Origin of the sequence: Teredinibacter turnerae T7901, assembly GCF_000023025.1 — a bacterium.
Classification (GTDB): Bacteria; Pseudomonadota; Gammaproteobacteria; order Pseudomonadales; family Cellvibrionaceae; genus Teredinibacter; species Teredinibacter turnerae_B.
In genome coordinates this window covers 612540-634780 of sequence record NC_012997.1, presented here as the reverse complement: position 1 = coordinate 634780, position 22241 = coordinate 612540, and the positions used below count along the sequence as shown (strand labels likewise).

Annotated in this window: 21 protein-coding genes; 2 read left to right on the top strand and 19 right to left on the bottom strand. The window is 53.8% G+C overall.

The genetic code is table 11. The features are described from left to right. Nucleotides 1-58: 58 nt before the first annotated feature. Both TERTU_RS02705 and TERTU_RS02700 read left to right on the top strand, forming a co-directional pair. Nucleotides 59-1345, top strand: a complete 1287-nt coding sequence (locus TERTU_RS02705; RefSeq protein WP_015818749.1) for a cyclic di-GMP phosphodiesterase — start codon at nucleotides 59-61, stop codon at nucleotides 1343-1345. A 222-nt stretch (nucleotides 1346-1567) separates the two neighbouring features. Then, complete coding sequence (locus tag TERTU_RS02700) at nucleotides 1568-1771, top strand: DUF1737 domain-containing protein (protein WP_015819394.1); 204 nt, start codon at nucleotides 1568-1570, stop codon at nucleotides 1769-1771. Nucleotides 1772-1788: 17 nt separating this feature from the next. Here the strand turns inward: TERTU_RS02700 and TERTU_RS02695 are convergent, their stop codons facing one another. The 19 genes from TERTU_RS02695 to TERTU_RS02605 all read right to left on the bottom strand — a co-directional run bounded on the left by TERTU_RS02695 (nucleotide 1789) and on the right by TERTU_RS02605 (nucleotide 22178). Further along, on the bottom strand, nucleotides 1789-2235 hold the full coding sequence (locus TERTU_RS02695) for a hypothetical protein (protein ID WP_228378251.1): 447 nt from the start codon (nucleotides 2233-2235) through the stop codon (nucleotides 1789-1791). Nucleotides 2236-2459: 224 nt separating this feature from the next. Then, entirely contained in the window at nucleotides 2460-4292 is a 1833-nt protein-coding gene (locus TERTU_RS02690) for an EAL domain-containing protein (protein WP_041590029.1), read from the bottom strand. Nucleotides 4293-4506: 214 nt separating this feature from the next. Beyond that, nucleotides 4507-5826 (bottom strand): 30S ribosomal protein S12 methylthiotransferase RimO, encoded by a 1320-nt coding sequence (gene rimO / locus TERTU_RS02685; protein WP_015820126.1) that lies wholly within the window; start codon nucleotides 5824-5826, stop codon nucleotides 4507-4509. 72 nt (nucleotides 5827-5898) lie between these two features. Next, nucleotides 5899-6432, bottom strand: a complete 534-nt coding sequence (locus TERTU_RS02680) for a GNAT family N-acetyltransferase (protein ID WP_015817049.1) — start codon at nucleotides 6430-6432, stop codon at nucleotides 5899-5901. Nucleotides 6433-6449: 17 nt separating this feature from the next. Beyond that, nucleotides 6450-7430, bottom strand: coding sequence for a lipoyl synthase (gene lipA, locus TERTU_RS02675; RefSeq protein ID WP_015820827.1), 981 nt, complete (start codon nucleotides 7428-7430; stop codon nucleotides 6450-6452). 7 nt (nucleotides 7431-7437) lie between these two features. After that, complete coding sequence (gene lipB, locus TERTU_RS02670) at nucleotides 7438-8052, bottom strand: lipoyl(octanoyl) transferase LipB (protein ID WP_015817360.1); 615 nt, start codon at nucleotides 8050-8052, stop codon at nucleotides 7438-7440. After that, complete coding sequence (locus tag TERTU_RS02665; protein ID WP_015817300.1) at nucleotides 8053-8325, bottom strand: YbeD family protein; 273 nt, start codon at nucleotides 8323-8325, stop codon at nucleotides 8053-8055. Nucleotides 8326-8328: 3 nt separating this feature from the next. Then, nucleotides 8329-9501, bottom strand: a complete 1173-nt coding sequence (locus tag TERTU_RS02660) for a D-alanyl-D-alanine carboxypeptidase family protein (RefSeq protein WP_015818372.1) — start codon at nucleotides 9499-9501, stop codon at nucleotides 8329-8331. Between the two features lie 142 nt (nucleotides 9502-9643). Beyond that, the gene (locus tag TERTU_RS02655) at nucleotides 9644-11386 is read right to left on the bottom strand and encodes a glycoside hydrolase family 9 protein (protein WP_015817897.1); all 1743 of its coding nucleotides are present in this window, start codon (nucleotides 11384-11386) and stop codon (nucleotides 9644-9646) included. A gap of 121 nt (nucleotides 11387-11507) precedes the next feature. Further along, on the bottom strand, nucleotides 11508-12377 hold the full coding sequence (locus TERTU_RS02650; protein WP_015820316.1) for a septal ring lytic transglycosylase RlpA family protein: 870 nt from the start codon (nucleotides 12375-12377) through the stop codon (nucleotides 11508-11510). An 81-nt stretch (nucleotides 12378-12458) separates the two neighbouring features. Beyond that, nucleotides 12459-13448 (bottom strand): lytic murein transglycosylase B, encoded by a 990-nt coding sequence (gene mltB, locus TERTU_RS02645; RefSeq protein ID WP_015819876.1) that lies wholly within the window; start codon nucleotides 13446-13448, stop codon nucleotides 12459-12461. Between the two features lie 2 nt (nucleotides 13449-13450). Next, nucleotides 13451-14599 (bottom strand): rod shape-determining protein RodA, encoded by a 1149-nt coding sequence (gene rodA / locus TERTU_RS02640; protein WP_015817659.1) that lies wholly within the window; start codon nucleotides 14597-14599, stop codon nucleotides 13451-13453. Then, entirely contained in the window at nucleotides 14596-16467 is a 1872-nt protein-coding gene (gene mrdA, locus TERTU_RS02635; RefSeq protein ID WP_015816917.1) for a penicillin-binding protein 2, read from the bottom strand. Before mrdA ends, rodA begins: the two co-directional genes overlap by 4 nt. A gap of 58 nt (nucleotides 16468-16525) precedes the next feature. Next, on the bottom strand, nucleotides 16526-17002 hold the full coding sequence (gene rlmH / locus TERTU_RS02630) for a 23S rRNA (pseudouridine(1915)-N(3))-methyltransferase RlmH (protein WP_015818599.1): 477 nt from the start codon (nucleotides 17000-17002) through the stop codon (nucleotides 16526-16528). A gap of 19 nt (nucleotides 17003-17021) precedes the next feature. Beyond that, nucleotides 17022-17378 (bottom strand): ribosome silencing factor, encoded by a 357-nt coding sequence (gene rsfS, locus TERTU_RS02625; RefSeq protein WP_015817999.1) that lies wholly within the window; start codon nucleotides 17376-17378, stop codon nucleotides 17022-17024. Nucleotides 17379-17542: 164 nt separating this feature from the next. Next, nucleotides 17543-18799, bottom strand: a complete 1257-nt coding sequence (locus TERTU_RS02620) for a glutamate-5-semialdehyde dehydrogenase (protein ID WP_015818058.1) — start codon at nucleotides 18797-18799, stop codon at nucleotides 17543-17545. 87 nt (nucleotides 18800-18886) lie between these two features. Then, nucleotides 18887-19834 (bottom strand): alpha-L-glutamate ligase-like protein, encoded by a 948-nt coding sequence (locus TERTU_RS02615; protein ID WP_015817321.1) that lies wholly within the window; start codon nucleotides 19832-19834, stop codon nucleotides 18887-18889. A gap of 1 nt (nucleotide 19835) precedes the next feature. Beyond that, nucleotides 19836-21284, bottom strand: a complete 1449-nt coding sequence (locus TERTU_RS02610) for an inactive transglutaminase family protein (RefSeq protein ID WP_049772832.1) — start codon at nucleotides 21282-21284, stop codon at nucleotides 19836-19838. Nucleotides 21285-21383: 99 nt separating this feature from the next. Next, a complete protein-coding gene (locus tag TERTU_RS02605; protein WP_041590028.1) occupies nucleotides 21384-22178 on the bottom strand; it encodes a putative ATP-dependent zinc protease in 795 nt (264 codons plus the stop codon). Nucleotides 22179-22241: the final 63 nt, after the last annotated feature.

The window sequence follows — 22241 nt, the reverse complement described above, 5'->3', positions numbered from 1 at the left end:
GTGACTGTCTGTACCGGTTTAACAACATACCTGAACCGACAATCGACGGGTGGCCAACATGCTCTCTCTCGAACAAAAGGAAGTACACGTCTCACAGCTTAAGCACGGCATGTTTGTATCGCGCCTGGATGTTCCCTGGGAGCGAACGCATTTTCCGCTGCAGGGTATTCTTATTCGCTCAGAAAGCGACATCGAACAAATTGCTGCCTACTGTAATTTCGTGATTGTGGACGAAACACGGTCATGCAAACCGGCGCGTATCGACAGCCCAATGGGCAAAGCACAAAACAGAGCAACCTCATGCAACACCAAGCCCGCCTGGCAACGCAGGCACTGTGTGGAAAAATACCCGGTCCGCGCAACGGTACGGGAAGAAGTGCACCTGTCTCACAGCTTGCTGAGCACCATGGAGCGCCAGATTTATCTGATTTGTGAACATACGCTACGCTGCAAGCGGGCGAACATTGAGCAGTTGGTCGACAGCAGTTCTGAGGTTGTCGAGAGTGTTATCCGCAACCCGGATGCGCTCGCCTGGTTGTGTCGCGTGCGCGCCTCGCGCCGACCTATCTACATGCACACTATCCGGCTGGCGGTGTGGGGTACTATTGTAGGGCGACAGCTCGGCCTCAATCGATTTTCGTTAAACCATATGTGCACGGCTCTGCTGATGACAGGCATCGGCAAAAGCAGTGTGTCTGATAAGGCACTGGCCGGCTACAGCCCCACAAAACCCTCGCTCGAATACCGGCAACACTTGCAGGAAACCCTCTACCAACTAGAGCAACTGCGTTTTTACAGTGACGACATTACCGATACCATTGCCCACTACTGCGAGCGCATCGACGGCAGCGGCTACCCTAACCAAGTGACCGGTTCGGAGATCCCCTTTCTTGCACAAATTTGCGGCCTGGTGGAAACCTACGAGTTGTTGATCAACCCCTACCACTGTACCCGCGCAATTTCCCCGGCGAATGCGGTTGTTTACCTTAACAAAGCAAAGAACCAGCAGTTCGATGCCAGCCTGGTAGAAGAGTTTATTAAGGCCATTGGTATTTACCCTACCGGGACCGTGGTGGAACTTAGCTCGGGAGAGTTGGGCGTGATTGTGTCGCAAGACAGTAAAAAACGCTTGCGGGCCAGCGTGATTCCGGTGCTGAGCGCGCAGGGCGACATTCTTAAAAATTACCGACTCCTGGACCTTTCTTACGCGAGTGGGCGGGACGAAGACCAGACAATGGCTATTCGCCGTGGCGTACCTTCGAGCGTCGTTCCGCGTGGAATTCTTGAAGAAACCCACAGCTGGTTGTTTGATCGCCGTTCCGATCGCACACGCGCCTGCCGCTGATTATCTCGGGTTTCTTCCACCCAGAGAGCAAAAAATCCGCTTCCAGACGATTGCAACGGTTCCAACCTGAACCGTTTGGGGTAAGATTGCGCCCGCAATAATCAACGCGCAATAAGTGGCGCCGACAACAACCAAGTTTATGGGCTCTTGTCGTTATAATCCCGAAGCAGGCAAACAACAATATTGGCAATGCCTTATCTCCCCCCAATAAAGTGATAAACAATGAAGCGAGCGGAATACAAAATTATCAGTGGCCCAAGCGGCCTGCCCCAACTGGAAGATCGCATCACCGAATTTTTGAATAAAGGCTGGAAGCCCGTTGGCGGAATCGCCTTTAATGCAGGCTACCCTTATCAGGCGATCGCCCGGGTTGTGACTGTCGACGAAGACGATAACCTCACACGTAACCCCGAGCCTGCGCTTTAGCGCTTTGGGTCGGCCGGCTAAACGTAGCCGGCAGAATCCAATGTGCAATTATGGTTACTGGGGCCAGGGCCGAACGGGTTGACTAACATGATCAGGTTTTCACCGTCCGCCATCCACTGCACACGAAATCGGCTCGAATTGCTGAGGTCGGTAAAATCCGCAAAATTGTTCTCGCCGGTGAAAATATACGCAGCGGCAGGGGACGTGACGGTACCACTCGTGTAGTAGGTAACGCTCCCCGTGCTCACCACGCCGGATATCTCAGGATTTGGGCCAGCACCAAAGACGACCCCGGAATCGCTCACTGCCTCGACATTCATCACCAGCGTTGCATCAATTCCACCCAGGTCGCAGGTAAATTCAAACCGCGCATTATTTGATGGCGGTGTTCCGCCGTTGCCCCCACCGGTGCCGGGATTCTTGCTATTGCCGCCGTCAGAACCACCACCGCATCCAGTCAGCATTAGCTGACTTACCAAGCTTAATAAACATAAATATAGGCGCAGTCGGAACATGCAAAACTCCTTGTTGATCTGTTAACTGAATTGAAACGCGCACCGGTGCCACGCCGCCATAAGCAGCGGCCGCCCGGTAACTATTGCTGAATACAAAGGACAGGAAGAAAACTATCAGAGAGTGTTGGCGCTGAGTTGAGGGCGTACAAAAATTGGATGCTTTTGTCCGTTTTTTAATGCTTTGCCAGAGGCTGACTCAAAAGCCGAACACCGGACGCATCGCAAATAACGCGCTCGGAATCGCTCACCAAGTTCATCAGTGCTTCCTCACTCAAAGGCTTGCTGTAAAAATACCCCTGCACTTGATCGCAACCCCGTTCGCCCAGCCATTGGCACTGGCTGGCACGCTCTACTCCCTCGGCGATAACTTCCAGTGACATATTGTGGGCGAGATCAATGATAGATTTTGCAATCGCCGCCTCTTGATCGTCGCGGTCCACGTTAGTGATAAAACTGCGGTCAATTTTTAATTTTTGGATCGGAAAACGTTGCAGGTACGCCAGCGAGGAATAGCCAGTACCAAAGTCATCAATCGCCAGTGATAACCCCATGTCGCTTAAACAGTTAAGCATATTGATTGTATTGGCGGCGTTTTCCATTGCCGAGCTTTCGGTAATTTCCAGCTCCAAGCACTGTGCAGGCAATCCGGTTTTTCGCAATACCTGCGCTACCGTATGTTCAAACCCTTCCTGCCTGAATTGACGTGTGGAAAGGTTAACCGCCACCTTACACAGGTCAATGCCTGCCGCAAGCCAATGCTGAAAACGCGCACAGGCCTGTTCCAACACCCAGGCACCTAAAGGTTCGATTAACCCGGTTTCTTCCGCCAGAGGAATAAAGTGCACCGGCGACATCAAACCGCGATCTTTGTGTTGCCATCGCACCAGCGCTTCCAGGCCAGTAATCCGCCCAGTGTTCAAATCCACCTGTGGCTGATAGAAAACCCGTAATTCATTCTGCTCCAGTGCACGGCGTAGATCATTTTCTAACAGCAGGTAATTGACCGCCGAATCAGACATCGCGCTAACGTAGAACTGTGCCCGGTTTTTACCTGCCGCCTTCGCTCGGTACATAGCGGTATCAGCATGTTTTAAAAGCTGATCAATAGAGTCACCGTCGTGGGGGAATACGCTGATGCCAATGCTCGCGGTACAACTTATCGGGTGCCCCTGAATAACCACCGGCTGTTGCAGGCAGCCGAGCAGTTTGTTGGCTATCGCTTCTATTGATTCACTGCAGGTGACGTTTTCCAGTACGACTACGAATTCGTCGCCGCCGAGCCGGGCAACTGTATCGGTATCGCGCAACTCGTCGACAAGGTGTTGTGCGACCGCTTTCAAATAGCGATCACCCGCCTCATGACCAAGACTATCGTTAACATTTTTAAAGCGATCCAGGTCCAACAGCATCAACGCGAGACTGGATTTAGTGCGTTTAGCGCGCGCAATGCTCTTGTTCACGCGATCGTAAAACAGCGACCTGTTTGCCAGTCCAGTGAGAGGATCGTGGAATATCGCGAAATTGAGATGACTTTTGTGATCACGTAAAACCGATTCAGCCAGTTCGTCTTCTGTAATATCGACACCCACAGTGTAAATAACGTCGTCGCTGGAGGCCTGGATTTCCGGCTCGCCCGCGTAGCCAGGCAACAACCGGTGGCAGGCAATACGTGTGCGACGCATTTTGTAAAGGTGAGTGGAGCCATCTTTATGTTTAGCGGTTAATTCCCACTCACATTCCATCGCCGAGGTAGACTGAAGTTGCTGCAGACGCGCGCGAGCGGAAGCCGGGTACAACTCGGACTCTTCTGTTAACTCATTGATATTATTAGAAACGTCAAAAAGAAGTGCATGATGCCGACTGGCAAAAAGTACGTCTCCTGTTGGCGTAACGACGGAAGCGAGCACAGGAATATGTTCCAACAGTAAACCAAAATAGGTCCGGATCTCGGCCGTTGTTACGGCCACTTGGCAGGAAACAGAGGTTACAGACTTCTCCATGAGCATCGACATTCGCATACTGTGGCTAAAAAATTGACTCGCACCAGCGTGCCACAGTTAAGTTACATCCAGAGCGGTCACCATAATAAGCACAGAGCGAGCCAGCTAACTGGCGCGTAAAAAGAAGGGGAAATATCAGTGGGATAAGAGAGAAAATCGAGAGTTGCCCCAGAGTTGTCCTGGGGCGTTGATACGGTAGCTTTACGAAGCGACAATCAGGCTATAGGGGCTCTGCCCAGATATCGTATTCATCCGCGGCGGTAACACGCGCTTTAATGAGACTTCCAGCGGGCAGGTGGGCGCTGTCTTCAACAATAACCACACCGTCGATTTCCGGTGCGTCGGCGAAACTGCGGCCAAGTGCATTTACGCCTTCACTGCGATCGATTAACACATCAATAGTTTTGCCGATTTTCGCCTGCAACCTGGCCGCAGAAATTCGCTGCTGCGCCGCCATAAACCGCTCCCAGCGTTCCTGCTTCACCTCTTCCGGCACCGGGTTTGGCAGTGCATTGGCCGCGGCCCCCTCCACCGGCGAATACTGGAAACAGCCAACACGATCCAGTTGGGCGTCTTCCAGCCAGTCGAGTAACAATTCAAAATCCGCATCGGTTTCACCGGGGAAACCCACAATGAACGTCGAACGCAGCGTCAGATCCGGGCACATTTTGCGCCAAGCGTGAATCCGATCCAGGGTTTTTTCTTGATGTGCCGGGCGTTGCATCGCTTTCAACACCGTTGGGCTCGCGTGCTGGAAAGGGATATCCAAATACGGGAGGATTTTGCCCTCGGCCATCAATGGAATAACGTTATCCACATGCGGGTAGGGATACACATAGTGCAGCCGAACCCACACACCCATCTCACCCAGTGCCTCACACAGTTCCTGCATGCGGGTTTTTACCGGCCGCCCCTGCCAGAAGCCCGTGCGGTATTTCAGGTCCACCCCATAGGCGCTGGTATCCTGAGAAATCACCAACAGCTCACGGGTACCGGCATTCACCAGACGCTCGGCCTCGTTCAACACGTCGCCAATCGGGCGGCTTACCAGATCGCCCCGCATATCGGGAATAATGCAGAAGGAACAGCGGTGGTTGCAGCCTTCAGAAATTTTCAGATAGGCGTAGTGACGCGGCGTTAACTTGACGCCCTGCGGTGGCACCAGGTCCACATGCGGGTTGTGGTCACGCACCGGCGGAATGTACTCGTGTACCGCACCCATGACTTCTTCGTACGCTGCGGGCCCGGTGACACTGAGAACATTGGGGAAGCTTTCGCGGATAATTTCCGCGTCTTTGCCTTTACCCATACAGCCGGTAACAATCACTTTGCCATTTTCGCTCATGGCTTCGCTGATAGCATCCAGCGATTCCTGCTTGGCGCTATCGATAAATCCACAGGTGTTTACCACCACCAGATCAGCATCGTCATAGCTCGGCACGACACTGTAGCCGTCCAGTTTTAACTGGGTGAGAATTCGCTCGGAATCCACCAAGGCTTTGGGGCAACCGAGAGAAATAAAACCAACTTTTTGAGTCATAGCCTTTGTCGCTGTAAATAATGAATCGCTGAAATTTAGATAGAGAAATGAGATGGCGGAAGGAATGCGTGCTTAACGCTCTGCACCGACCCGCTTTTCTAACACGGAAACCGCGTTGCCCTGTACCAGCCCGTTGTGGGTAAATGTCCAATCGCGTTTTTGATAGTAGGCGGCTTTATCCCGCGTGTAGAGCCGCAGCTGAGCAAGACCATGGCCTTCGGCATAGGTTTCAATATAGTTCAGCAACTGCTGGCCGACACCGCGACAACGGTGCTCCGGTTCAACAAACAAATTCGTCACCCACTCACTGGGTTTGCGACTTTTGGTGAATTGATAAAAAACCAAACTAACCGAACCTACAGGTACGCGCGCTTCTTCCGCCACACTTGGCAGATGCGCGATAAAAGTAGCCGGAATAGGATCGGTATCAAAATGCGCACGCAGGTTGTGCTCGCGCTCGCGAATGTCTGCCCCCACTTCCTCGCGAGAAGCGCGTTCACCGCCCGCACGAAAACTGCGCAACCATTCCTGGTGATGCCAGGCCGCCACGGTTTTCACCCACTGGGGAAACTCCCGCAGATGCGAAATCTCTATCGTTCCGTTCATTAGGATGAAGCGCGGCCTTATTTGACGACTTCGCCGTGCGCTTGCTTGTCCGCGTGGTACGAGGATCGCACCAACGGTCCGCAGGCGGCGTGCACAAAGCCAAGCTCTTTGGCTATTGCACTGTACTCGTCGAACTCAGCAGGTTCCACATAACGGGCCACCGGCAAGTGGTCGCGCGAGGGCTGAAGGTACTGGCCAATGGTCAGCATGTCGATATCGTGTGCGCGCATATCTTTAAGCACCTCGATAATTTCCTCCTTGGTCTCGCCCAGGCCAACCATCAACCCCGACTTGGTCAATACCTCGGGCTTGCGCGCCTTATAGCGTTGTAGTAGCTCCAACGACCATTTGTAATTGGCACCGGGGCGCGACTGACGATATAGCCGGGGCACCGTTTCCAGGTTGTGATTAAACACATCGGGCGGCTCCTGCGCGAGAATGTCCAGGGCGATGTCCATGCGGCCACGAAAATCCGGGGTCAGAATTTCAACTTGCAACTCGGGTGACAGCGCGCGGGACTCGCGAATACAGTCGGCAAAATGCTGCGCTCCCCCATCGCGAAGATCGTCGCGGTCGACCGAGGTGATCACCACATATTTCAAGCTCATGTCGGCGATAGCTTCCGCAAGATTGCGCGGCTCATTGGCGTCCAGGGGGTTGGGTTTGCCGTGGCCCACATCGCAGAAGGGGCAGCGACGGGTACATATATCCCCCATGATCATGAATGTCGCCGTCCCACCGCTAAAACACTCGCCCAAATTGGGGCAGTTGGCTTCTTCACAGACGGTGGAGAGCGCGTTTTTACGCAACAACTTTTTGATGCGATCGACTTCGGGCGAGCTGCTGACTTTAATTCGAATCCAGTCCGGTTTACGCAGCATCGAATCGCTGGTAATTACTTTGACCGGTATGCGCTCGACCTTATCGGCATCGCGCAGTTTTTCACCCTGTTGGATGCGCCGCGTGCGTTTGACGGGGCTAAGATCCTGTTCAGACATAGGTTCTCTACTTTAGAAGCTCGAGCAGGCGCGCACTGTAGCGATCGGCAACCTCTGCCACGCTTGGGGGCTCTGCTGTGTAATCAGTTAGCTGCACCATCGCCAGACCCGCATATCCACAGGGGTTAATATTAGCGAAGGGTTGCAAATCCATATTCACATTGATGGCCACACCGTGATAGCTGCAGCCTTTGCGCACTCGTAATCCGAGCGACGAAATCTTTTTACCGTCTACATAAACGCCGGGCGCATCTGGCCGCGGCTCGCCGATAATACCGTAGTCGCCCAGCAGGCGAACAACAGAATTTTCAATGAGTGTAACCAGATCTCGCACGCCTAACTTGCGGCGCTTCAGGTTAAGCAGAGGGTAAGCGACCAGTTGGCCCGGCCCGTGATAGGTAATCTGGCCGCCGCGGTCAGTTTGCACCACGGGAATATCGGTCGCGGGCAGTAACAAATGTTCTGGTTTGCCGGCCTGCCCCTGGGTATAGACCGGAGGGTGTTCCACCAACCATAGCTCATCATCTGTCGCGGCGGTGCGAGTATCAGTGAAGTCTCGCATCGCCTGCCAGCAAGTCTCGTATTCCAGTTGGCCGAGGTTTTTAACAACAACTGCGGACAATCACAGCACCATTTTCGTTTCTGGCAGTTTTTTCAAATCTTCGTGGATCGCTTGTAACTGCTCAATGCCGGTCGCGGTAATAAATACGCTGACCGACTCAAAAGTCCCGTTGCGACTGGGGCGCACACTCACTTTGTTGGTATCGAAACCGGGCGCGTGCCGCTCCATCACATTGAGTACGGCCTCGCGGTAACCCGCTGTCGCCGTGCCCATGCATTTAATCACATAGTCAGGGCAGGGAAATTCAATTTTAGGAGGCTGCTGCTCGCTCACAGGTTATTCCTCAAACAACCGCAAAATTGCATCCCAGGCGCGATCCACCAGCCCGGCTTCCGCTATATCCGTCGCCGCAACCAGGTCAGTTTCAACGATAACCTCATCATCAAGGGAAATCTTCAATTTACCCAGCGGCTGATGCTTGGCAATGGGCGCTTCAATATTGGCGTTGGTCTCGATTGCGGCTTTCACATTCTTCGCGCCGCCACGGGGAATGGTGGCAAGAATGTCATGGTCGATTGTAAGTACCAGTTCTTTGGGATCACCGCCCCATACGCGGGCGCTACCGAGCTCATCGCCAGCGCTGTACAACTTGTGAGTTTGATAGTAGCGAAACCCATACGCCAGCAGTTTTTTCGACTCGGCCGCGCGCGCATTTTCTGACTTAGCCCCCATTACCACCGATATCAAACGCATCCCGTCACGCTTGGCGGAAGCCACCAGACAATAGCCTGCAGCCTCGGTGTGCCCGGTTTTAATGCCGTCGACGGTATTATCGGTGAACAACAATTTATTGCGATTAGGCTGGCTGATACCGTTGTGCTTAAAGTGCTTTTCGGAATAGAGCGCGTAGTGCTTCGGGTGATCGTTAATAAGCGCTTTGGCGAGTATTGCCAGGTCGCGCGCTGTAGTCAGGTGGCCTTCAGCCGGCCATCCGGTCGCATTTCTGAAGTGACTGTTGGTCATCCCCAGAAGTTGCGCCTGCTGGTTCATGATCTCGGCGAACGCTTCTTCACTTCCGGCAATATGCTGAGCCAGCGCGATAGAGGCGTCGTTGCCCGATTGGATGATAACCCCGCGCAGCATGTCAATTACCGGTACCTCAGAGCGCGCCTCCAAAAACATCGTAGAACTACCGCTCTTTGCACCGCCACGGCGCCAAGCATCGTCACTGACTCTTACCAGATCGGTTTCCTGCAGCCGGCCAGCGTATATTTCCTCAGACACAATATAGCTGGTCATCATTTTGGTGAGGCTGGCTGGCGGTAACTGCTCATCAGCATTGTGTTCGACAATAACCTTGCCGGTATCCGCATCAATCAGCAGGTAAGCTGTCGCCGCAAGCTGTGGCGGAGCAGGAATAATAACCTGGCTGGCATTTGCCGCCATTGGAGTAACCAGGATGAAGAGGTGTGCTAGAACAAGCGCAGCGCGCGCAACAGAAAATCGCATCGTTTAAACGTTTAACCTTGTGCCGAGGGAGTGTATTTCTGTTAGAGACAGGCGCACGTTGGATAAGTGCCGCCCGAAGGGGAAAGGATTGTAGCAGTAATCTACGCCTAATGCAGGCGGCTTGCGCCGCCTGATGTCGCGATTAGTCCGCCATAAGGCCCGCCAACACGTAGACCAGGGGGGCGTTCCAGTTAATGGCAATCTCGTTAGAGGCATAGCTACACCAACTGTCGACATAGGATTTAGCTGGCGCCAGCGAGCGGTAATCACAGTTGTCCTGCTGGCCAGCATTGGGGCCACCCACCAGAAATCCCGGTACCGGTGCTTTTACGCTATCTGCTTCAGATGGGCGGTGATGAATGTGCTCGGGTGGCTTGCTGCCAACAGCCGTGACATAGCTGTAATCCATTGGATTCTTGCCTAAAAGATAGTCAACAATTCCGAGCGCTGCTGCGCGATATTTATCTTCCCCAGTGAGCCGGTACGCCTGCAACAAGATAAATGCCTGATTAGCCGCGCCGCTGTTGCTGCCCCACACAAAGTCCTGAGTGGTCATCGAGACCCGGTATGCGCTATCGCGGTAGCGATCTACCAACCCGTTTGCAGTACTCACTAGAGCGTCTACAGACGCCTCGTACTCTTTACTGGAAAGGCTGTCTTTGCTGTGGAAGGCGAGCGACACGTGGGCCAGCGGTGCAACATATCCCCAGGAAGGCACGCCAGCGCCAGCACCTACTGCCTTAAATGCGCGGTAGTACACCTGATCGCCGGTGGTAATAAATAATTCCGCCGCAGCCCAGGCGCGCTCGTCAGCGAAATCGCTGTCTCCGTACTCTCCCGTATGCACATCCTTCGGGTTGCTAAACACCACCTGCGGATTGGCTTCTGCCCAGCGCCAAGCGGCAACAGCTGCCTCTCGATAGCGTATCGCCTGGGCCGCGTCCCACTTCACAAATACTCGACTCGCCGTCGCCATAACCGCAGCAAAATCAAGCGTTGCCGCAGTGCCTTTCGCCACCATGTAGCGCTGCTCGATAGCCTCTGCTGGCATTACATCACCGGAAAAATTCAAGGTAGTGAGCTTGTGGTAGACGCCGCCGTCGGCGGGGTCCTGCATGGTTTCCATCCAGTCGAGATTCCACAAAATTTCGTTGAGCAGGTCCGGCAACTTGTCGCCAGACTCGGGGATATTCCAAGTGCGATCATCGTAAAAACGGCTGAAATGTTCGTACGCGGCGAGCAGGGTATAAGTGGAGATACCCGAATTAACGATGTATTTGTTGTAATCGCCCGCATCGTACCAGCCCTTAGGCGACGCCAACACAGTGCCCTCAGGTCGCATTCCGGAGGCAGCCGACCAGTGAACTTTCACTCGATCATCCGGGTGGCCTTCCGGGCGCGCCCAGGCACCGGCAAAGGCATCGGGAAGCGCTGTGCTGGCGCGGTTAAAGTAATAGGCCTTTATCGCAGCATCATGCGCATCCGAATACACATCCTCGGCTATGACAAATGCAGGCGAGAGTGGAAAACCCTCCACTTTCACCCTGTACCGGCCGGGTTGCTCATAATCGCTGAAGTCAGCCAGCGCGACTCGCTCCTGTGCAGGCTCCCAACCGGCCGTTTTTTCGAGTTTGCCTTTGTAGACTTCTTCGCCATTACCATCAATCAAAAAGAACTGACGCACAGCCGATGCGGGTACGACAGCAAACTTTTGCCCATCTGGCAAATACCCCACCTGGTTCACTTTAATCAGGCCGAGTTCAGCAGCCTGCTCGCTAGCGCTGGCAGGATCACTGATCTCCGATTTGGAGCCTCCCCCGCTGCTGCAGGCGACGAGCGCACTGCTGATAGCCGCAAAAGAAAGGCTGGCTAAAAAATGTCTCATGTTCTATTAAATCCTGGCTGTGTGTATCAGGCTGTCGTAGTCAATCGCGCGACAGGCATCTTTCGGTGAAGCATCTCGCACAAGCGCGCAATGTAGGCTGCAGAGTAAGTATCAGCTTACCCTATGGATAGACAACGTGCGGTTCGGGCAATCCCTCCGCCGCGATTTTGGCACGCAAAGCCTGTAAATCAAAATTGTCCCGCAACGGCCCAATCCTCACCCGGTACAACGCTGGTTTGGCCGTTGCCTGCGGCTCCAAAATTGTGACTGGGTATGGGGTGAGCTTGCGGATAGTGGTTTGCAACGCCTGGGCACCCGATATCTGGCTAAAAGCGCCGACCTGTAAAAAAGTATTTTCTGGTAATTGGTAGCCGTTGGAGTTTGCCGGCGCGGGGGCGGCCGGCTGTTGATCACCGGAAACCAACACCGGTGCTGGGGTATTTTGCAGCGGCTGGTAGGTCAGCGGGTCGATATATTCAACCACTACCCGACCGGTACCCGAGTCAACGATGTCCAGCTTTTTCGCTGCAGCATAGGTGAGATCAATAACTCTGCCATCGTGAAACGGACCACGGTCGTTCACCCGCACAATCACCACGCGTCCGTTGTCCTTGTTGGTCACTCGCACATAGCTGGGAATCGGCAGGGTTTTGTGGGCGGCGGTCATACCGTACATATCGTAGATTTCGCCGTTAGAGGTTTTGTGGCCGTGAAATTTCAGGCCATACCAGGACGCCATGCCCTCCTCCCGATACCCAGTTGGATTGGTGGCAACCCAATAGGTTTTACCATTGACGGTATAGGGGCTTTTGTTACCTGCGGCAGTTCGGAGCTCGACCTGTGGCACGGCATCGGGGATATGGTCTACCCGCAGAGGTTGACTGGGGCCGCTATCGTGCTTTTGTTGATAGCGGCTGGGGGCTTCGCAACCGGCGACGAAAACTAGAATGGAGATGACGACTACTACAGCCGCACGCAATGAATAGGTCATTAATTCGATTACCGCTGCTGCGGGATAAGTCGTAACAGGTCAACCACGCGCAGACGGCGCTTACTATCGCATTACTATAATCTACCGCACCTGCTTTTCAAAACCATAACGCAATTCTTCGCTGAGCTGGTAGGCCGCCATTGCGTACAACTGACTGCGGTTATAGCGCGTGATTGCATAGAAATTATTGAAGCCCAGCCATATTTCCTTACCGTATTCACCATCGTAAGACAGAGGAACCGCTTTATCGGCACCTTTAAGCTTGGCGTTAACTGGCGTGTAACCCCGTTCAGCCAATTCACTCAGGGTGAAATGGGGGCGGATTTTTTCGTTAAGCACAGACTTGTCGTAGTTGCCGGCGATATGCGCTCGAGTAACGACAATCTCCCCTCGCTGCCAGCCATGACGACGAAAATAATTCGCGATACTCCCGATTGCATCTACGGGATTATTCCAGATATCGGCTTTGCCATCGCCGTCGAAATCGACAGCGTAAGCTCGGTAACTGCTGGGAATAAACTGACCGTAACCCATCGCGCCCGCGTATGATCCAGTCAGCTCCGGGAGCGCCACTTTTTGCTCGCGCGCCAGCAAAAATGCATTCTCCAATTCTTTAAGAAAAAATTTGCCGCGCGGGGTGTAGTCGAACCCCAGGGTCGCCAGCGCATCCAACACGCGATAGCCACCGGTATGTTTGCCGTAGCGGGTTTCGATACCCAAAATCGCAACGATCATTTGTTCGTCGACGCCAAACTCTTCAGCAGCGCGCGCCAGTGTGGCTTTGTTGTTGTTCCAGAATTCGATCCCTTGTTGGATACGAGGCTCGCCGAGAAAAATTTTGCGGTAGTCCTTCCAGGGCTTGGTTTTTTCAGCGGGGCGCGCAATCGCATCGAGAATACTCTGCTTTTTTTCCGCCTGGCGCAGCATATCCAGAACATAACTCTCTTCGAATTGATGTTCCTGCACCAGGGTTTTTACAAACGCCTGCGCACCGGGGTGGGTGGAATAATCGGCCAGCACCGGAGTAGAACCCATTAGAAAAACAACAACAGAACAGAATTTTTTTAGCACAGCTAAGCAACAACCTTTTTCTTTTCGGTGGCAATGGCCATCAGCAGACCAAAGCTCGTCATCAGGGTAACAATGGATGTTCCGCCCAGGCTCACCAACGGCAGGGGCACTCCAACCACGGGCAGCATACCAGCCACCATTCCGATATTCACAAACACGTACACAAAAAACGTGAGCGTAATACTACCGGCTAACAAACGGTTAAACGTATTTTGCGACGTCCACGCAATATGTAACCCGCGCGCAATCAACAATAAATACAGCGATAATAAAAAGATCACGCCAATCAAGCCAAGTTCCTCAGCCATAACCGCGATAATAAAATCGGTGTGTGATTCCGGCAGAAAATCCAGCTGCGACTGAGTACCGTTGAACAGACCTTTGCCGTGCAAACCGCCAGAGCCAATCGCGGTTTTCGACTGAATAATGTTCCAGCCTGCGCCCAGCCGGTCCGCTTCCGGATCGAGCAGTGTGAGTACCCGCTGCTTTTGGTAATCCTTCATCACCCAGTGCCACATCGGCCAAATGCTGATGCCGACCATCGCCAGACTGCCAAAAATATAGCGCCATGGCAGCCCCGCCATAAACACCACAATAATGCCCGACGCAGCAATGAGAATGGCGGTACCCAAGTCTGGCTGCATAAAAATCAGTACCGCCGGGAGCATGATAATTATCATGCTGACGACGATATCGGTGAATTTGGGCGGCAAGCTACGCGTCGAGAAATAGGCAGCGGTCATAACCGGTACGGCGATTTTCATCGCTTCTGACGGCTGAAAGCGCACGACGCCAAGGCTAATCCAGCGCTGCGCGCCTTTGGCCCCAACACCGACCAGAATCACCAGCATAAGCAGAATAATGCCCCCCACATAAAGCCACGGGGACCAGCGTCGCACCATCTGCATATCCAGTTGCGCCACCACAAACATCACACAGTACGCGATACTGAAAAACACGAACTGGCGCTTCACCATCGACTCACTCTGGCCGCTGGCGCTATACAACACCACCAGTCCGAAGCAGGTGAGTGCCAATAAAATTAGCAATAGAATCGGATCAATATGCAGCCGCTGCCAGAGTCCTTGCTGGCGACCAAAATGGTGGCGAGAATCGGGCAGCCGGCGGACAAAATCCTGCGAGAGTTTCATGGCTTGGCGTTATCCTCTGCCTGCATGGCGAAATAGGTATCGAATACTTCGCGGGCAATGGGACCGGCCGCACTGGATCCGTGCTCACCATTTTCCACAATTATTGCGACGGCAATTTGAGGGTCTTCCACCGGCGCGAACCCGATAAATAACGCATGATCCCACTGGCGTTCATCCAGTTTGTCGGCGTCATATTCTTCATCCTGTGCGATACCCACAACCTGTGCCGTACCGGATTTACCGGCCATCTTGTAGCCGATTCCGCGGCTGATTCGGTGAGCGGTACCGCGCGCACTGTGAACGACGCCTTCCATCGCACTGTGTACATAATCCCAATACTGGGGCTGCACCTCGATCTGGTCGACCACCTCCCGCTCGGTGGGCTGGTCGCCCAACTGCTTGACCAGGCGCGGCCTCAGGTGTGTGCCGCGGGAGGCGATAGTCGCGGTCATCACCGCCAATTGCAAAGGGGTGGTCAGCACGTCGCCCTGGCCAATACTGATATTCAAACTATCGCCAGGGAACCAATGCAGCCCTCGCACCCGCTCCTTCCATTCCCGCGACGGCCACAAACCTGGCCGCTCACTGGGAATATCCAGACGCGTGCGTTCGCCCAGGCCAAATTTGTCGCCAAACGGGTGCATGCTATCCACCCCCATCCGAAACGCCATATCGTAGAAAAACGTATCGCAGGATTCGACAATCGCCTGGCGCAGATCCACGCGGCGGCCGTGCCCACCCTTTTTCCAATCCCGATAGAGGCGCTCATCGTTTTCCAACTGGTAATAGCCCGGGTCAAATATATGCGTATCGAAATCCACTACCCCGGCTTCAAGCCCGCCCAAACCCAGCATGGGTTTAATGGTGGACCCCGGTGGATACTGCCCCTGAATTGAACGGTTAAACAATGGCAGGTCACGCGATTCATTGAGCGCGCGATAATCTTTGTAGCTGATACCGTTGACGAACAGGTTCGGGTCATAGGCCGGAGCGCTAACCATCGCTAATACACCGCCGGTTTTAACGTCTATGGCGACTACCGAACCGCGCCGCCCGGCCAGTTGATCGACCGCGACCTGCTGCAGCCGTGAGTCTAAAAACAGATAGAGGTCTTTACCTGGCTGAGGGTCCGTGAATTCAAGCGTACGCAACACCCGGCCGTGCGCGTTGGTTTCGATATTTTCGCTGCCCACCTGGCCCAGCAGCTCCGATTCGTAATACCGCTCCAAACCGATCTTGCCGATACTGTGGGTGCCGCTATAGCGCTCGTAGGTTGCCTGATCGAAACTGCTCAACTCGCGCTCGTTTATGCGCCCGACATAGCCCACCGTGTGCGCAAACAGCGCCCCTTTTGGGTAAGCGCGCGTTAGTTGCGCTTCAATTTCCACCCCCTCCAGCTCAAACTCGTTGACTGCGATACGGGAAATTTCTTCTTCCGTTAGCCGATACCGCAGCGGTACCGCCTCGAACGGGCGTCGCCGCTGACGCAAACGCTTCAAAAAGTTTTCCCGATCACGCTCACTCACTTCAATCAAATTCGCGAGGTGGTCCAGCGTCTGCTCCAGGTTGGAGGTGCGTTCAGACACCACGGACAAGGTAAATGTGGGGCGATTGTCGGCGAGTAATTGGCCCTGCGCATCGTAGATAAGGCCGCGATTCGGGGGTATCGGGCGCACATGTATTCGGTTGCGATCGGAGCGAGTGGCGTATACCTCGTGGTCAGTTACTTGCAAACGGTAGTAGCGGGCAAGTAAAACACCGAACAAGGCCACGACCATAAGAAAGGAGATGGCAGCACGCACTGCGAATACACGGGCTTCGCGGTGGTGATCTTTAAACTGGTGGAGTTGTTCCCCGGCCCACATCATCTGCGGCGAGGTCTCCAGTACAACTTGTTGTCGTTATGTCTGCGCACTCTGCGGGTGCCTATTTGTGGTAGGGATGATTCTGCAAAATTGTCCACGCGCGATACAGTTGTTCTATCAACAATACGCGCACCAACGGGTGGGGCATTGTCAGGCCGGAAAGAGACCATTTTTCATCGGCCCGCTGTAGACAACTTTGCGACAGGCCATCGGGCCCGCCGATAACAAGACAGGGGTTTACCCCGTCCATTTGCCATGCAGCCATTTTTTCTGCCAGCATTTCAGTGCGCAACGATTTGCCCAGTACATCGAGACAAATCAAGCGCTTGTGACCGGGGGCATTGTCGTAGGCACCGAGTATTTGCTCGCCCTCGGCCTGCTTTACCGCGTCCACACTGTAGCTTTTAGAGCGATTTGCCAGCGCAAGTTCCACCATGCGCGGCTCTATTTCGCGTGGCAACCGCTTGGCGTATTCCGCGTAGCCCTCCTGTACCCAGGCGGGCATTTTGCCACCCACGGCCAGTATCGAGATCTTCATGCGCGCCGTCAGAACTGGGTTACGGAGATTCTGTCGGGTTGTTTTTGCGGCCGGCAGGCTCAGTGGACCACAATTTTTCCAACTCGTAAAAAGCGCGGGTTGTTTCCAGCATCACGTGCACAACCAGGTCGCCATAGTCCACCAGCACCCATTCACCACTTTCCATGCCCTCGACGCCAATGGGACGGAAATCGTGCTCTTTACCGTCTTCCACCACATTATTCGCCAGCGATTTTACATGGCGGTTTGAGGTACCGGTCACAATCACCAGCGCATCGGTGACATCGCTCAATTCGCGCACATCCAATTCGACAATATCCTTGCCCTTCAAATCCTCGAGAGCATTTATCACTACTTTATTCAGTTCTGTTTGCATTGATTTACCAATTCAACGGCCTCGCGGCCATAACATGTTAATTGCGAATATAGTTGACGCTGCCCCCAGACAGCGAATTTTTCCGCAAAGAAAAAGAGAAAGGCTCCAGAGGGAAGCCCCTGGAGCCCACGGTTGTCTCACTCAATAATTGTTGATGCTTAACCTCAATTGAGGATTTCGCCATCGCCAAACACAATCCACTTCTGTGATGTCAGCCCTTCCAACCCAACAGGGCCGCGAGCGTGGATTTTATCGGTAGATATACCGATTTCAGCTCCCAGTCCATATTGGAAGCCGTCGGCAAAACGGGTGGACGCATTCACCATCACCGATGCGGAATCCACCAGCGCCATAAATTTGCGCGCTTTCGTGTAGTTCTCTGTAACGATGCTTTCGGTGTGCGCCGAGCTGTGGGCGGCGATATGGTCCATCGCTGCAGTCATATCGTCAACCACCCGAATTGCGAGAATCGGCGCCAGATATTCAGTATCCCAATCTTCCGGTTTCGCGGCATTAATGTTGGGCAGAATTGCGAGTGTGCGATCGCAACCGCGCAACTCCACAGACTTTTCTGCATAAGCGGTGGCTAGCCGAGGAAGAATTTTCTCTGCGACCGAAGACGCCACCAACAGGGTTTCCATGGCATTACACACACCGTAACGATGGGTTTTACTGTTGAGTGCGATGTTAAACGCTTTATCCAGATCGGCATCGTCGTCGATAAAAACATGGCAGATGCCGTCCAGGTGCTTGATCACACTCACCTTAGCATCGTTACTGATGCGCTCAATCAAGCTGCGACCACCGCGGGGAACGATAACGTCGACATATTCCGCCATGGTAATCAGTTCACCTACTGCCGCGCGGTCCGTTGTTTCAACCACTTGCACGGCACTGGCAGGCAAACCGACACTTTCCAACCCCGCCGCAATACATTTGGCAATGGCCTGATTGGAATGAATTGCCTCGCTACCACCACGCAAAATAGTCGCATTACCGGATTTCAGGCAGAGACTCGCAGCGTCGATGGTCACATTCGGCCGCGATTCGTAGATGATACCAACCACCCCCAAGGGCACACGCATTTTGCCCACCTGAATACCGGACGGGCGATACTTTAAGTCGCTGATTTCACCACAAGGATCTGGCAATGCCGCCACCTGACGCAAACCTTCAATCATGCCGTCGAAGCGCGCCGGAGTAAGCTCCAGGCGATCCAGCATTGCGGGCTCGAGACCGTTGGCGCGGCCGTTTTCCAAGTCGCGTGCATTCTCTTGAATTATCAGTTCACGGTTAGCGGTAATTGCATCAGCAATTGCTACCAGCGCGCGGTTTTTGTCGTCCGTACTGGCGGCAAGCATATCCCGTGAGGCCGCGCGAGCTTGGCGCCCCAGTTGTTGCATGTAATCTTTAACAGTCATTGTAAGTCTTAAACGCTCGTTGTGTTTACTTCAGCGACAGTGCCTGAATCTTGAGCATTATACCGGCAAGGCACGAATTCGCCTAAATCAAAAATGGTCCTGCGCAAAGGCGATACGTTCAGCAACCGACAGCCGAGCCGGATTGCGCAACGCTTCAACTTCCCGCAAACGGGGCAAGAGGCCAGCACCATTGGCAATTTGGATGGACAACCCCGGCCGCGCATTCAGCTCGAGCAAGGCAGGGCCCAGGTGTTTATCCAGCACCAGGTCAACGCCCAGATAACCCAGCCCTGTCATATCGGCACAATTACAGCCTAACTCCAGCATTTCCTGCCAGCGCGGTACTTGTAACGCCCGCAGATCCATACCTGTATCCGGATGGCGTTTGATAGGAGCGTCTTTTTGTACGGCCAGCACCGCGCGGCCGTCAGCAATACTGATTCCCACCCCGACTGCGCCCTGGTGCAAATTGGCTTTGCCGTGAGACGCTGCGCAGGCGAGACGCATCATCGCCATAACCGGCACGCCCTGGAACACAATCAGCCGCAAGTCAGGCACGCCTTCGTGAGAATATCCAGTAAGTGAAGGGTCACACTCCAGCAGCGCCTCGACAAGTACCTGATCCGGCGCACCGCCCAGAGAAAACAGCCCGGCGAGAATATTGGACATGTGACGACGCAATTCCTCGGATGAAATCACCTGCCCGTTACTGCGCAAGTAGCCGCCCTCGGCACCGCGCCGGATCACCATAATTCCCTTGCCGCCGGAGCCTTTAGCCGGCTTCAGGCAAAACCCTGATTGCTCGCGCAAAGCAAGTTCGGTGGTCGCAATCCCGTGTTGACTGGCCACCACGCCAAGTAATGCAGGTACGGAAACACCAGCCTCAATTGCCAAGCGCTTGGACGTGAGTTTGTTATCCACCAATGGATAAAGCCGGCGTTCGTTATAGCGGCCAATATAGCTGATATTGCGCCGATTCATGCCGAGCACGCCCTTTTTGCGTAGATCCTTAAGTTCACGCAATAAATTCAGCACGTTAGTCGCCTTTGCCTAACACGCTGAAGCGGCGCAATTCGAGCAATCGATACCCGGTATAACCGCCGAGCAACAGCACCAGTGCCATAAACACCAGTTGTAAGCCGATAAAATTAAATGTGAGATGACGAACGATATCATTCGTCATTAACAGATACGCGATCAGCGCAACCAGTAAAGAACCACCACCCTGTACAAACACTTCGTGCGGTCCCTCTTCTTCCCACAAAATCGACATGCGCTCGATGGTCCAGCTCAAAATAATCATGGGGAACAGGGTAATCTTCATCCCCTCGTTCAAGCCGAGTTCATACGCGATTACTGTAAACACGGCAACCATCGCGATGACCGAAATAATGACTGCCGAGATACGGGCCACGAGCAGCAAACTGAGGTGCGATAGATAACTGCGAATCACCAGGCCCACACCCACTATCAGGAGGAAGCCCGCCAAGCCGGTTAACAGACTGGTTTGAATAAACGAGAGCGCAATCAACACCGGCATAAAAGTACCGGATGTGCGCAGGCCAACTAACACCCGCATCAGCACCACGACCAATACACCCACAGGTACTAGCAAAATACCTTTAAACAGCGCCTGCTCTTCTACAGGCAGGGAATGAATAGAAAATTCCAACAGCGAGAAATGATCGCCCTCTTTTTCCAGCCCCTGGGACACCGGAATTTCCTGATTGATAATGGAAAAACTCACATCAGACTGGCTGCCACCAATTAATTCCAACACGCTGCCAGAGCGGTACTCCCACATCACCTGATTCGGGCTTAAACCCACTCGCCCGGAGCGGGGGTCGAACAGCTGATAGTGGTCGCCCTGAAAAACCTGCAGGTACGTTTGTAAACGCTGACGGCGGCGGCCATCCTCCAAGGTCAGCACTTTTACTTCCCGCGCAGGTACCTGCGCGTAATTGAGCAATTGCTTCAACCAGCGACTGCGCGCCTGACGTTGCTCCAAAAAGCCGGCGCTTTGTTTTTGCAGATTAAATTCGAGAATTAATTCCCGTGCGAGCGTGAAATTATCAGCGGAACGTTCGACAGCATTGTCGAGGAGGTGCAATGCTGAAGTGGCGTGGGGGGAATCATCAAACAGGTTGCTTGGAGCCTCCAGCGGAGGTGCGGTATCGGCTACCGCCAAACTTGGATCGACCAGAAGATCGAGGCGATAATAAAGCGTTTGCGGTCCATCCGCATTGCGAATAGACCACTCCGCCCGACGCTCACGGCCATTTTCAACAAACGCCAAGCCGTAGCCTGGGCTCGCGGTATATTCCGCGAGGCGTTCAAACCGGGTTTGAGTCTGAGGAACGGCCAGTGAAACTTTAACCGGCTCGCCCTGGGCTTCAAACTCCACCCGCGCCTCCACTGACCACACCTGCCGTTTTTCGCCGGGTAACCAGGGCACATCGTGAGTTTTATGGCGCAGCCAAGTCATACTCAGCCCAGCAACAAATAACAACGCAATTAATGCGTAAAACGGAGCTCGGGATTGTCGCAATGGTTCCTCACGGATCGCTGTAAACAAGCGCAAAAATTAATTTTGATCGAGAGTCAGCTCGACTTTGGGTTGGGTAAACTTGCGGGAAACATCCACCAGCGCAATATCCTGCAGGAAGTCGCGGCCCAGTGTGACAGTATATGTCGGCGCCTCGGATTCCTGCTCTAACGCGAACTCCACATACTCTGCCAAGGACCCCATACGCACCATTAACGCAACGCGATTACGGCGCGCATTTTTTTTCAGTGGTGCTTCCACCGGTTCCGCCTGATCGTGCAACGTAAAACGCACCCAACTCTCACCATTGCGCTCGAACTGTTGCACGGTGGCGACCACCAGAGATGCGTTGGCCACACCGGTATCGATACGGGCCTTCAGGTGCGCCGACAAAATATCCAGCCACACCCATTCCACTCGCCCCAACAGCAGTTTAGCGTTGCTATTCGTGCGAATTTTGCGGCCGGGTTCTGTTTGCGCCAGTAATTCCGCCACGGGTTTGACCTCCCCGACCGTCTCCGGTTCGCTGGCGACAGGGGTAGAACCCGTCTGCAATTCGCGAATTTGCGCTTGGGTTACGCGCAGCTCGGTGAGGAGGGCCTGCTGGTTATCCGACAGCATTGCCAGTGTCTGCGCCTGGTTTTCCAGTGTCGCGGACTGCGCTTCGAGTAGTGCTTGCGTCGGCGAGCTGTCGCTTTCACGGGAGTTGGTAAAGGTACAAGCCTGCAACACAAGCAAACCTGTCAGTGGTAGGCATCTTAAAAAACGCAACATCATGATTATCTGGTTATTCGTCGGCGGCGCGACTTTCACGTAAGAAGAGAAGGCGGTCATAATAACAAGCTTTGGTGCCTTTGCGACCCCACCGGGTTTGCATTCACAGTTAACATAAAATCC